The organism is Mesorhizobium sp. BR1-1-16, assembly GCF_020165495.1.
Lineage (GTDB): Bacteria > Pseudomonadota > Alphaproteobacteria > Rhizobiales > Kaistiaceae > Kaistia.
Genome location: NZ_JAIUIE010000008.1, coordinates 25,904 through 38,368, shown reverse-complemented (window position 1 = coordinate 38,368; position 12,465 = coordinate 25,904). Strand labels below are relative to the sequence as shown.

At 64.4% G+C, this 12,465-nt stretch carries 13 protein-coding genes; 9 read left to right on the top strand and 4 right to left on the bottom strand.

Features of this window, described 5'->3' with window-relative positions:
* Nucleotides 1-30 precede the first annotated feature (30 nt).
* From LB518_RS16925 to LB518_RS16915, 3 genes are all read right to left on the bottom strand, one after another.
* A complete protein-coding gene (locus tag LB518_RS16925) occupies nucleotides 31-858 on the bottom strand; it encodes a carbohydrate ABC transporter permease (protein ID WP_224578729.1) in 828 nt (275 codons plus the stop codon).
* Entirely contained in the window at nucleotides 855-1,733 is an 879-nt protein-coding gene (locus LB518_RS16920) for a carbohydrate ABC transporter permease (protein WP_224578727.1), read from the bottom strand. The genes LB518_RS16925 and LB518_RS16920 overlap by 4 nt, the downstream gene beginning before the upstream one ends.
* A gap of 82 nt (nucleotides 1,734-1,815) precedes the next feature.
* Nucleotides 1,816-3,093: an ABC transporter substrate-binding protein gene (locus tag LB518_RS16915; protein ID WP_224578725.1), complete on the bottom strand. Its 1,278-nt coding sequence runs from the start codon at nucleotides 3,091-3,093 to the stop codon at nucleotides 1,816-1,818.
* 412 nt (nucleotides 3,094-3,505) lie between these two features.
* Here LB518_RS16915 and LB518_RS16910 point away from each other — a divergent pair, with 412 nt between their 5' ends.
* Complete coding sequence (locus tag LB518_RS16910; protein ID WP_224578723.1) at nucleotides 3,506-4,234, top strand: FadR/GntR family transcriptional regulator; 729 nt, start codon at nucleotides 3,506-3,508, stop codon at nucleotides 4,232-4,234.
* Nucleotides 4,235-4,236: 2 nt separating this feature from the next.
* Here the strand turns inward: LB518_RS16910 and LB518_RS16905 are convergent, their stop codons facing one another.
* Nucleotides 4,237-4,563, bottom strand: a complete 327-nt coding sequence (locus LB518_RS16905; RefSeq protein ID WP_224578721.1) for a rhodanese-like domain-containing protein — start codon at nucleotides 4,561-4,563, stop codon at nucleotides 4,237-4,239.
* Between the two features lie 191 nt (nucleotides 4,564-4,754).
* Here LB518_RS16905 and LB518_RS16900 point away from each other — a divergent pair, with 191 nt between their 5' ends.
* The 8 genes from LB518_RS16900 to LB518_RS16865 all read left to right on the top strand — a co-directional run bounded on the left by LB518_RS16900 (nucleotide 4,755) and on the right by LB518_RS16865 (nucleotide 12,455).
* Nucleotides 4,755-4,982, top strand: coding sequence for a hypothetical protein (locus LB518_RS16900; protein ID WP_224578719.1), 228 nt, complete (start codon nucleotides 4,755-4,757; stop codon nucleotides 4,980-4,982).
* Entirely contained in the window at nucleotides 4,979-6,490 is a 1,512-nt protein-coding gene (locus tag LB518_RS16895; RefSeq protein ID WP_224578718.1) for a glycosyltransferase family 39 protein, read from the top strand. The genes LB518_RS16900 and LB518_RS16895 overlap by 4 nt, the downstream gene beginning before the upstream one ends.
* 100 nt (nucleotides 6,491-6,590) lie before the next feature.
* On the top strand, nucleotides 6,591-7,427 hold the full coding sequence (locus tag LB518_RS16890) for a DeoR/GlpR family DNA-binding transcription regulator (RefSeq protein WP_224578716.1): 837 nt from the start codon (nucleotides 6,591-6,593) through the stop codon (nucleotides 7,425-7,427).
* Nucleotides 7,424-8,431, top strand: a complete 1,008-nt coding sequence (locus tag LB518_RS16885; protein WP_224578713.1) for an N-acetylglucosamine kinase — start codon at nucleotides 7,424-7,426, stop codon at nucleotides 8,429-8,431. Before LB518_RS16890 ends, LB518_RS16885 begins: the two co-directional genes overlap by 4 nt.
* Nucleotides 8,428-9,684, top strand: a complete 1,257-nt coding sequence (locus LB518_RS16880) for an ABC transporter substrate-binding protein (protein WP_224578711.1) — start codon at nucleotides 8,428-8,430, stop codon at nucleotides 9,682-9,684. The genes LB518_RS16885 and LB518_RS16880 overlap by 4 nt, the downstream gene beginning before the upstream one ends.
* A gap of 2 nt (nucleotides 9,685-9,686) precedes the next feature.
* A complete protein-coding gene (locus LB518_RS16875) occupies nucleotides 9,687-10,604 on the top strand; it encodes a carbohydrate ABC transporter permease (protein WP_286198745.1) in 918 nt (305 codons plus the stop codon).
* Nucleotides 10,604-11,461, top strand: coding sequence for a carbohydrate ABC transporter permease (locus LB518_RS16870; protein WP_224578706.1), 858 nt, complete (start codon nucleotides 10,604-10,606; stop codon nucleotides 11,459-11,461). Before LB518_RS16875 ends, LB518_RS16870 begins: the two co-directional genes overlap by 1 nt.
* A gap of 40 nt (nucleotides 11,462-11,501) precedes the next feature.
* Nucleotides 11,502-12,455 carry an SIS domain-containing protein gene (locus LB518_RS16865; protein ID WP_224578704.1) on the top strand — a complete coding sequence of 318 codons (954 nt, stop codon included), beginning with the start codon at nucleotides 11,502-11,504 and terminating at the stop codon, nucleotides 12,453-12,455.
* Nucleotides 12,456-12,465 lie beyond the last annotated feature (10 nt).

Below are 12,465 nucleotides of genomic sequence, written 5' to 3'. Positions count from 1 at the left end.
GGCGCCCTTGGGCGCCGGAGTTTGTAGCGGCTAGCCCTTGATTCCGGCGGACAGCATGATCGCTTCGGTCACGCGGCGCTGGAAGAGGAGATAGGCGAGGGCGACCGGCAAGGCGGCGAGCACCGCGCCAGAGAGGTTGCGGGCATACTGGACACCGAAGGCATCATGGACCTGGGTGATGCCGACCGTCACGTTCATCATGTCCTGTTCGGTGACAACCAGGAACGGCCACAGGAAGTTGTTCCAGGCGCCGATGAAGGTGATGATGGCGAGTGCAGTCGTTATGCCCCAGTTCATTGGCAGGAAGACGCGGAAGAACAGCTGATATTCACTGGCGCCATCGATGAGCGCAGCTTCCCGGTACTCGCGCGGGATCTGGTCGAAAAACTGTTTGTAGATGATGATCGCGACCGGAACGATCAGCTGGGGCAGTACGACGCCGGCCCAGCGATTGATGAAGCCGAAATCGTTCATCAGGATGAAGTGGGTGACGATCAGGGTCTGGATCGGCACCATGAAGCTGGCAAGGATGATCAGCCAGAGAATGGTCCGTCCCGGAAAGCGAAGCTGCGACAGGGCATAGCCGCAGGCCGCGCTGATCATCAGCACAAGGATCGTCACGGCGCCGGATGTGACGAAGGAGTTGAGATACCAGCGCCCGATCTGCGTATTGGTGATGACATAGAGATAGCCGCCGAGGGTCCAGATCTTCGGCCAGAGGCCGATGCCGGGCTCCACAACCTCATATTCGTTTTTGAGCGTGGTGATGACGGCCCAATAGAGCGGGAACGCCCAGAGCAGCGCGCAGGCGACCGTGACAATCGTCAGGATCGCCGCCGAGATGTTCAGCCGCTTCATGACCGGCCTCCCCGCACGCGCAGCACCTGATATTGCAGCACTGAGACGACAACGATGACCGCGAACAATGCCACCGCCACTGTCGCTGCATAGCCGCCGCGATTGAGCTGGAAGGCGTTCTTGTAGATGAACTGAACCATCACATAGGTTGAATTGAACGGCCCGCCCTGCGTGAACAGATAGATCTGGTCGAAGATCTTCAATTGCAGGATGAGCTGAATGGTCAGGACCAGCGCGGTGACCGGCCAGACGAGTGGCCATGTAATGTTGCGGAACATCTGCCAGCGGCTGGCGCCATCGAGTGCCGCTGCATCATAGATATCCTGCGAGATGTTGCGGAGGCCAGCAATGAACAGAAGCACATTGAAGCCGTTCGTCCACCAGATGGTGACGAAGGCCACGGTGGGCATGGCCCAGTAACGATCGCGGAAGACGGCGACGCGCGATCCATGAAACAATTCGATTGCGTATTGGGCGATACCGAATTGCAGGTCGAGCATCCAGGTCCAGATCAGATAGACCACGGTAACCGGAAGGATGTAGGGCAGGAAGAAGGCGGCCAGGACGAGGCTCTGCAGCCAACCGTTCAACCGGGAGACCATCATCGCGATGGCAAGGCCGATCAGCGTCGTCGGGATGACCGTCAGCAGGACGAAATAGCCGGTGTGGAGGGCCGCCTGGATGAACAGGTTGTCCTTGGACAGCTTGATGTAGTTGGCGAAGCCGACCCAATCCCCGGCGCCGATCAGCGGGGCATTCGTGAAGCTCAGTTCGACCATCTTGAAGGTCGGATAGATGAACAGCACCAGATAGGCGATGACGAAAGGTGCGACCAGTACATAGGCCGCTGTAATCTCGCGACGTCCGAATTTCATGCTTTCGATCCTCGCCAGCAAGCGAAAATCCGGCCGCCTGCTGCCGGTGAGAGCAGGGGCGGCCGGAATGTCGGGACGTGGATTATTCCATCAGGCCCTGGAGTTCGTCCTTGGCGGCGCTGATCGCATCAGCGGGTTCGCCATCGCCATTCGCTGCGGGCATGAAGTAGTTGGATGCGGCGTCATAGATCGGCGAGGCGACGCCTGCGATCTTCGACGAGGGATCGAACACGGCGGTCTTCGACAGCGACGAATAGGTCGCATTCGGCTCCATCTTCTTGAAGTCTTCGCTGTTCGTGACCGGCAGATAGGCCGGGATGTGACCTGCGGTCGCCCAGAACAGGCTGTGTTCGTTCATCCACTTGATGACGCTCAACACGGCCTTGAGCTTCTCGGGGCTGATCTCGTTGCCCTTGCGGTCAGGGATCGCGAAGGAGTGCGAGTCGGCCCAGGTTGCGGGCTGGTCGAAGATCACCGGGATCTGGACCGCGCCCCACTCGAAGCCGAGCTTGCCGTTCTTGGCGAGGTCGGTCATCGTCGGGACTTCCCAGACGCCATTGATGTGCATCGCCGCCTTGCCGGACGTGAACATGGCGATCGAGGCCGGATATTCGGTCTGCTTGGGAACCCAGCCTTCCTTGGTCCACTTCGCCATTTCGGCGAGGGCCTTGGTGGCCTTGTCGGCGTTGGCGCCATCCAGCACCTTGTCGCCGGTGATGAATTCGCCGCCCTGCTGGCCGAGCAGCGTGTAGAACACGCGCCAGATGGTGCCGTTATCGGCGGTCGGGATCGACAGGCCGACCTGATCGGGACCGGTTGTCAGCTTTGCGAGCGCCGCTTCGAAATTGGCCGCGCCGTCGAGGCCCTTCGGCAGCCCGTCATCACCGAGCAGACCCGCCTTCTTCAGCAGGTCCTTGTTGTAATAGAGAATGATCGAATGGATATCGAAGGGAATGGCATATTGCTTGCCATCGACCTGAGCCGCCTTCCAGTTGGCCGGGGCGTAGTTGTCACCGGAGAAGCCGGCTGCCTTCAATTCGTCGGGAGTGAGCTCCCGAAGCGTCCCCGTCGAAACGCCAAGAGGCAGGCGCGACAGGTGATAGGTCATCACGTCGGGACCCTGGCCGATTGCGGCCGAAGTCTGGACCTTGGTGTAGAACGGCACGCCCCATTCGAGGGTCGTCGCCTGGATGTCGATATCCGGGTTTTCCTTGTTGAACTGGTCGAGCAGCGACTTCATGCGAACGCCGTCGCCGCCGGACAGGAAGTCCCACCAGACAACTGTTTCCTTGGCCTGAGCGCCAACGGTCAGCGCCAGAAGCGCGGCCGTGGCCAGCGCCTTCGTCATCAATCCACGCATCTTCACGTCTCCTCCATCCTCGATCGCCTTTCGGATCTTCCAACAAGACCCGCCCTCCGGCGACGTGCTTTCTTCGGCGAACCATGGCGGATGAGCCATCGGCGTCGCCGTCTTCGAGGACCGGCCGTATTCCTCGGCGACCTGGTCCTGCATCGTGTTGGACGCCATAAGGCGCCGCCATCGGTCGGAAATCAGCGATAGGGCCGGCCTAGCCGTGCACGAGGATGATTTTCCTCGTCACCCCTCCCCATTTCCTCTCCAATGGTATTATCATATGCGGCGATCATCCTGATGATCGGCGGCTTTGTCAACCGGATCATTGCTGCGTCGGGGCCGGCCGAGCGCTGCGGTTTGGAGTGGCTGACCCAAGAAAAACCGCGTAGGGGAAGAAACGGTGTCGGGAGAGCGCGGGATGTTGGAGCGCGAGCTTCTATCGGTCGGAACCATGAGCGCGCAGGTGGCCAATCATATTGGCAGCCGCATCGTCTCGGGCGAATTTCTGCCGGGCGCATCGCTGCCGATCGAGAGCGAACTCTGCGAGTATTATGGCGTCAGCCGCACCACCGTGCGCGAGGCTGTGAAGAGCCTTGCCGGCAAGCGGCTCGTCGAAGTGTCCCCGAAGGTCGGTACAAGGGTGTTGCCGTTCGCCGAATGGAACCTGCTCGACCGCGACGTGCTGGCCTGGCGGCTGCAGACGCAGTTCGACGGCAAGATCGTCGAGGATATTTTCGAGATGCGTTATTGCTTCGAGCCGCGCGCGTCCTTTCTCGCGGCCCGCGACGGCACGGATGACGATCTCGCGCAGATCGAGCATCACTTCCGCGAGCTCGCAGCGGCGCAGCTCGAGGGATTGCCGGTCAAGACGACGTCCGAGGCGGCGCTCGAATTCCATCTCGCGATCATCAACGCGTCCCACAACGGCCTGTTTGTCACGATCGGCAGCGCTGTCAAGTCGGCGCTGCGCGTTTCCTCGGAGATGCTGCAGCGGCATACGACGCGGCCGAGCGAGGATGTCGCGCTGCATGAGGCGGTGTGCGTCGCTATCGTCGGCCGCCATCCTGCGGAGGCGGCGAAGGCGATGGAACGCCTTCTCGCCGCCTCGCGCGAACGGTTGCTGCCGCTGACCGTGGACGCAGCCTGATCTTAGCGGGTCGTCGGAAGTCCGGCGCGTTTCCAGGCGGCGATGCCGCCGGCGAGATGGCGGTTCGCCGGAACCCCCGCAGCTATTGCAGCCTCCGCCGCCCGCGCCGAACGGCCACCGGCCGCGCATTGAAACACGATCGCTCGCCCTTCAGGATCGGGCAGCGCCGCGGGATCGAATGTCGAGAGCGGGAAGAGCAATGCGCCCTCGATGTGTTCCGCGTCGTATTCTGATGGCTCGCGCACATCGACGAGCAGGAACTGCCCGTCCGCGACGCCTTGGGCGACCGTTGCCGGATCGAGATCTTCAATCGTGAGCCTGTCGGCCATCATCGGGTCTCCATTGGAAAGCTGACCTTCAGCTAGTGAGACAATGGCGCCCGCGTCAACGGGCCGGGCCGTTTGGTCGCGCCGTCTGGACTCGGGCCGATGCTGCCTGTATCGGGAACCCCGCGCAGGGGAGGCGCGGTTGCGGCTCTCCTGCCGCGCGCGATCCGCCTGCGCCGGCGTGGAGTGTTTCGATGGCAGAGCTGCCGTTCGCGGTTGATCAGGGCGTTCTCGAGCTGACAGACGTCGTGCCGACCTTCAACGAGAGCGTCAATGTCACGCCCTTCGCCACTGTCGGCGTCGGCAGCCGGGTCTTCATTGAACTTTTGCGCTGGTGGGTGGCCGGGCTTGCCGGATCGGTGCTCGGCGCGATGTGGAACTCTCTCTCCAGCACGGCGCTGGTGTGGAAGAACCGGCCATGAGCGACGCAAACGTTTCGGGCAAGGTCTCGTCCCTGGTGCTTCCGCGAGCCGAGCGGTGGCCGCTCGCCCTGCTCCTCATCGCAGTCACGATCCTCGCCCGCCTCGCCATCGCCGCCCTGGTGCCGCTGGTGCCGGACGAAGCCTATTACGCGCTTTGGTCGACCCGGCTCGCGGCGGGTTATCTCGATCATCCGCCGATGATCGCCTGGTTCATCCGCGGCGGCACCCTGATCGCCGGTGACAACGCCTTCGGCGTCCGCCTGCTGCCGGTGCTGTCGGCGATTCCGGCGAGTTTTTTCATCTGGCGCGCCGCCGTGCTGCTGCTGGCCGATCGTCGCGCCGGGCCGATCGCGGCCCTGCTCTTCAACCTGACGCTGCTCGGCTTTTTCGGGCTAGCGGTCGCGACGCCTGATGCGCCGCTGATACTGTTCTCGGCCGCCACGCTTTATTGCGCGGCCCGGCTCGTCGATCATGACCGGCCCTTCTGGTGGCTCGCCGTCGGCGCCGCGACCGGGCTCGCGCTCCTCTCCAAATATTCGGCTGCTTTCCTTGCCGCCGGCTTTGGCATTGCGGTGCTGCTGCTGCCGCAGTGGCGGCGAAGGCTGATCGGGCCTTGGCCGTGGGCGGCGCTCGCCGTCACGATCCTCGTCTTCTCGCCCAATCTCGTCTGGAACGCGACGCATGGCTGGGAAACCGTCGCCAAGCAGGGCGGACGGACAACCGAGAACTGGCAGTTCGAGCCGCAGTTCCTGGCCGAATTCTTCGGTGCGCAGCTCGGCCTCGCGACGCCGCTCGTCTTCCTTTTCGGTTTGACGGGGCTTTCTCCGCGCTGCCGCGCCGCCTGGCGCTCGCGGATGGGCTGGCGGTTGATCCTGGCGCTCATCCTGGTGCCGATGGCGTATTTCATCTTCCACGCGCTGCGCAGCCGCGTGGAAGGCAACTGGACCGGCTTTCTTTATCCCGCCTTCGCCGTCGCGGCGGCGGCAGCCTTGACCGTGATCCCCGCCGAGGGGCCGGCTCTCATGGCGCGGCTCAGAAGGGCCACGGTGCCGGTCGCGCTCGGTTTCGTCGCCTTTGCCGCGCTTTATGCGACTGTCGTGCCGACCACGGTGCTCGGCGCGCGCGACCCGATCCTGCGGTTGACGCGCGGCTGGGGCGGGCTTGCCGGCGATATCGACACCATCCGCCGGGCGAGCGGCGCCACCTATATCCTGACGCTCGACTACCAGCTCAACGCCGAACTCGCCCGCCTGCTGCGCGGTGTTCCGGTGATGCAGTTGAACGAGCCCGAGCGCTACGCCTTCCTCGATCGACCGGTCAATCATACGACCGGCGTCGGGCTCGTCGTTACCCGGGATCCGATGGATGCCTGGCTGGCCTCCGTCTTCGGTCCGGTCGAGATCATGGGCACGGTGACGCGGCGGTTCCGCGGTGTCGCCATCGCCGATTATATCGTCTACCGCATCGAGCGTCCGGCCGGCCAGCCGCTGCCTCTGGTGAGCGAATAGATCAAAATCGCTCAGAAACATGATTGACGGCGATCACATCCTATGGATTGATTGATCGCATTCGCTTGTTTCATCGACAGCTTAGAGGGCTGGAGCGACTATGGCGCAGGGCGGCAGCATGAAGGTGGGTCGGCTCGACGCGATCCGAAGCCACCTCTATGCCAATGGCCCCTCGACGATCCAGGCCATTGCCGATGCCGTCGGCGCCTCGCTCGCCACCGTGCGGCGGGACCTGCAGATCCTTGAAGACGAGGGCGCGATCGACCGGGTTCATGGCGGTGCGCGCATCGCAGAGGGCTCGAGCGTCGAAGTCGCCTTCCAGGAGCGGGCGAACCAGAACCTCGCCGCCAAGCGCGCGCTCGCCGGCGCCTGCTATGCTGCATTGAAGCCGCATGGCAGCGTGTTCCTCGATGCCGGCACGACGGTCCTTCAGCTTGCCAAGCTGATGCGGGTCAATCCGATCCCGCAGCGCGTCTTCACCAATGGTCTTGCCGTGGCGCAGGAGCTGCTCGACGTTCCCAAGCTGCAGGTCGTGGTGCTGGGCGGGCAGTTGCGGAGCGAGAACGCTTCGCTGGTCGGCCCGCAGGCCGAGGCGATGCTCGACGGGCTCTGGTTCGATCAGCTTTTCCTTGGCGCCAGCGCGATCGGCGAAGACGGCGCGATCTATTCGATCGATGCGGCCGAGGCGAGCCTCAATGCGCATATGCTGACCCGTTCGGCCGCGCGCTTCGTCGTCGCCGATGCGTCGAAATTCGGCACCATGTCGACCTACAAGGTCGCCCCGCTCTCCGGCGCCGACACCATCGTCACCGACTCCGCGCTGACGCCGGTCTGGCGCAGACGGCTTGGCGAGCTCGGGGTCCGGTCGCTCATCGTCGATCCAGCGGGAGAAGCCCTGGCCGATCCTGCCGACGAGGTCGAGGGAGAGGCGGCGTGAGCGCGCCCCTGGTCCTCGGGATCGATGGTGGCGGCAGCAAGACGCTGGTCGGACTCGCCGATCGCGCGGGCCATGCGACGGCGTTCGCATCCGGGCCCGGCATCAATCCGATGGACAAGCCCGGCTGGCGCGATGCGCTGGGCGGGCTGCTGGCGCCCTTCGCCGCTTTGCGCTCTTCGATCGGCGCCGTCGTCGCCGGCATGCCCGCCTATGGCGAGATCGCCGCGTTGAGCGCTACCCAGGAGGCCGAGATCCGCGCGTTCTTCGGCCCAGTGCCGCAGCGGGTCATCAATGATGTCGAGGCGGCGCATATCGGCGCCTTCGCCGGCGGGCCCGGCGTGTTGGTGCTGTCCGGTACGGGTTCCATGGCGTGGGCGAGCGACGCCGCCGGCCGCATGCTCCGCGTCGGCGGGTTCGGCGAGATGATCGGCGACGAGGGCAGCGCCAACTGGATCGGCGCCCAGGCGATCGGATTGGCAAGCCGGGCGATCGACGGGCGTGTCGAAGCGCCGGAATTTCTCCGTGCGTTCCTCGATCATCTCCATCTCGATCCTGGGGCGCCACAGGATGCGCTGATCGCCTGGCGCGCCTCGGTCGAGCATGCGCGCTCGGAGATCGCTGCGCTGGCTCGGTTTGTCGACGCGCGGGCCGAGGCGGGCGACGCGGTCGCCGATGGCATTCTGGATGCGGCCGCGGAGCATCTTGCGGCGCATGTCCCCGCAGCGCGGCGGCGCATCGGCGATGCCACGCTCGTTTGGAGCACGGCCGGTGGCACCTTTTCGAGCCGCATCTTGCGCGCGCGCACAGCCGCCCTGGTCGGGTCTGAGCCCGAGCCGCCGCGCCTTCCCCCCATCGGTGGCGCGCTGCTGCGCGCCGCCCAAGACCTCGAATGGCCCGTGGACGAAGCATGGATCGGGCGGCTTGCCGCCTCGATCGAAAACGATGCCGTCCGCGCGAGGAATGGCCGAAGCGATACCTTACCAGGATGGGACAATCACCGATGAACAGGCTCTTCCGAACCACTGTCGCCCTTGCGGCGCTCACCATCGCCCTGCCCGCATTTGCGGACGATGCCAAGCCGCTGGCCGGCCAGAGCATCACCGTATTGCTGCCGTCCGGCCAGTCGCCGACGCTGGCTGCCGATTTCGAAAAGGACACCGGCATCAAGGTCGACTTGCAGATGCTGACCTGGGACGATATCCGGCCGAAGCTGATCACCGGCCTGATCGCCGGCACGCCGCCGGCCGATGTCACCGAATTCGACTGGTCGTGGACCGGCCAGTTCGCTGCCGCCGGCTGGTATGAGGACCTGACCCCGCTGATCGATGCCGATACCGTCAAGGATATCGCCGGCTCGGCGATCTTCACGGTCGACGGCAAGCTGCTCGGCGTGCCTTACAGCAACGACTTCCGCGTGATGCTCATCAACCGCAAGCATTTCACCGATGCAGGCATCACGGATACGCCGAAGACCCTCGATGAACTCGTGGCCGACGCCAAGATCATCAAGGAAAAGGGCATCACCACCTATCCGATCGGAATGCCGCTTTCTACGTCGGAGGGAACCTCGACGACCTGGTATCTGCTGACCAAGGCCTTTGGCGGCGAGCTCTTCGACGACAACTTCAAGCCGCTGTTCACCGCGCCGGATTCGGCCGGCTACAAGGCGCTGGAGTTCGAGATCAACGCGCTGAAGGCTGGCCTGGTCGACCCGGCTTCGACGGGACTGAAGGACAGCCAGATCAACGAGTCGATGTTCGGCCAGGGCCAGACCAGCATCATGATCAGCGGTGAGCCCGGCCGTATCGCGCAGTTCGCGGACCCGACCAAGTCGAAGGTCTCCGGCCAGATCGAGGCCATTCTGGTGGCCACCGAAAGCGGCAAGACGCGCAGCTACGGCCTGCTGGAAGCGCTCGGCATCCCTGCCTCGTCCGAACACAAGGAAGCGGCGCTTGCCTTCATCAAGTGGATGACCAGCAAGGACTACCAGATCAAGAATTACGGCGTCGGCGTCCTGCCGACGCGGACCTCGGCGCTCAAGCAATTGAATGACGACGGCAAGCTGCTTAGCGGTGCCGTCCTGGTGGAGCAGGCACCGACCGTCGAGCCTCTGTTCAAGCAGGGCACGCCGACCTGGTATCCGCAGTTCTCCAGCGCGGTGTCCAATGCGATCAATCAGGCCGTGAAGGGTGAAGTCACGGTTGCGCAGGCCGTCCAGTCGATCGCCGACGAAACCGTCAAGGCGCAGCAGCAGTGACACTGGCCGCCGCCGTTCCGGCGCGGCGCAAAGGCGACAAGGGCATCGACGGTTCCGCCGATGCCCGGCTCGGCCTGATGCTCGCGGCCCCCATCGTCTTTGCGATGCTGTCGCTGGTGCTGATTCCCGTGGCGTCGACGCTGTGGGAAAGCATGCACCGGGTCAATCCGATGATGGCGGGTACGCCCTTCATCGGCCTGCAGCACTATCGCGATCTCCTCGCCGACCCGATCGTCAACGAGGCGTGGCGCAACACCTTCATCTATGTCGCCATCTGCGTGGCGCTTGAGACAGCGGGTGGCATCGGAGCGGCACTGCTGATCAATCAGGCCGGCCGCTGGCGCCGCTATCTGCTCGCGGCGGTCGTCCTGCCCTGGGCGCTGCCGGGCGTCGTCAACGCGGTGGTGTGGGGCTGGATCTACAATCCCGCCTTTGGCCTCCTCAACGGCATCCTGGTCGCGGCCGGGCTCGATTTCGAAAAGTTCGTCTGGTTCAACGACCGCACCATCGCGCTGTTCGCCGTTTCGCTGGTGCATGTCTGGCGCATGCTGCCGCTGACGGCGGTGATCGTTCTGGCGGCGCTGCAGAGCATCCCGAACGACCTTTATGAGGCGGCCCGCATCGACGGGGCCTCGCGACCGAAGATGTTCGCGAATATCACGCTGCCGCTGATCCGCGGCGGCATCGCCATCGCGATGACGCAGTCCACCGTCGCTGCATTCAACTTCTTCGATGAGGCGTGGATTTTGACCGGCTCGGCGCGCGGGACCCGACCGATCCTGGTCCAGGTCTATCTCGAGGCGTTCCAGAACCTGCATTTCTCCTATGGCATGGCCCTGAGCGTCCTGGTGATGATCGCCTCGCTGGCGGTATCGCTTGTCTATGTCCTGCGTGTGCAGCGCGTCACGAGGCTCGACTGATGGACATGCGCCTCTCCCACCGCATCGGGGTCTGGATCGGCATCGTGGTGCTGCTTGTCTGGTCGGTCGGCCCGATCTACTGGGCGATCGCCACGAGCCTGACCCCGACGCCCGACCTGATGTCGCAGCCGATCCATTTCTTCCCCGAGCACCTGACTCTCAATCACTACCAACGGCTCGCCGGGTTCGGATATATCGCGTCCGGCGACGTCACCGTCGCATCGCAGTTTCGCAATGCCCTCCTGAATTCGGTCATCACCGCGCTGGCGGCGACGATCGTCTCGATCTTTCTCGCCAGCCTCGGCGGCTATGCGTTCGCTCGGCTTGAGTTCCCCGGGCGGCAGACGATCTTCTTCATCGTCATCGCCACCATCGCGATCCCCGGTTATACCGTTCTGATCCCGCTCTACCGGCTGATGGTGAGCCTCAAGCTGATCGATACCTATCTCGGGGTGACACTCATCTATCTGTCGGCATTTCTGCCGCTGGCGCTGTGGCTGATGCGCAGCGTCTTCCAGCAACTGCCGCTCTCGATCGAAGAGGCGGCGCGCATCGACGGCGCCGGAAGGCTGACCATCCTGTTCAGGATCGTGATGCCGCTCGCCGCTCCAGGCCTCGTCGCGGCGTCCATCATCACGTTTCTCGGCGCCTGGGGCCAATACATGGTGCCGCTGATCTTCTCGCCGACGCGGACGAAGCCGCTGACCGTCCTCATTCCGGAATTCTCGACCAAGAATTTTGTCGATTACGGCCTGATCAATGCCGCCGGAACGATCGCGATGATCGTGCCGATCCTGATCGTCGTGTTCCTCAACCGCTACCTCGTCAGCGGGCTCACCGCCGGCTCCGTCAAATAGCGCCAGCGCGCGCGTCCCGAGACAACGACAAGAGACCATCATGGGTATCACCGAACAGACTATTCTCGAGCAGTTTCCGTTCTGGCGCGCCGCGCTCGCGCCGAAGGAGCCGCTGCCCGAGGTCCCCGTGACCGTCTTTGTCGGCTGCGGCACATCCTACAATCTCTCTCTTTCGCTCGCCGCGAGCGCCAATGCGCATGGCCGCGCGGCGGTTGCCGTTCCGGCGCGCGAATGGGTCGATCGTCCGCAGAGCTACTGGCCGAACTGGCGGCAGGCGCATGTCGTGGCGCTCTCGCGCAGCGGCGAGACGACGGAGACGATCGCGGCTGCCGAGGCGAGCCGCTCCGCCGGTGCCCGCGTCACCGGCATCACCTGTGCGGCGGGCAGCGGCCTTGCCGCCCAGTCCGACCGCGTTGTCTTCGCCGAAACGCATCCCGCCGAAGGCATCGTGATGACGTCATCGGCGAGCCTCATGCTGCTGCTTGGCCTCCAGCTCATCGGCATTCCGGTCGACGAGCGCGTGGTGAGCGCCGCCGAGGCCGCCCTTACAGCGACCGATCGTGCCGCGACGGCGCTGATCGCCGGCCGTTCGCATTTCGTCTATCTCGGCGGCGGCCCGCTCTTCGGCATCGCGCTTGAGGGCGCGTTGAAGCTTCTGGAGATGAGCCAGACCTTCGCGCAGGCGTTTCATCCGCTCGAATACCGGCACGGGCCGATCAGCCTGCTCGACGAGCGGACCGTCGGCGTGATGCTTTATGGCGATGCGAGGCCGGAGGACGAGGCCCTCTTGGTCGGCGAGATGCAGGCGAAGGGCGCGCGGGTGATCGGCTTCGGCGGCCCGGGCGACGTCGCGATCGATGTCGCCGTCGCGCCCGTGGTCGCCGGTCTTGCCGTGCTGCCGGCGCTGCAGCTCCTAGGCGAGCGGGTAGCGGAGGCGCGCGGCCTCGACACGGTGGCGCCGCGCCATCTGACGAAGGTGGTGACGCTCGCTTGACCGGCGCCAT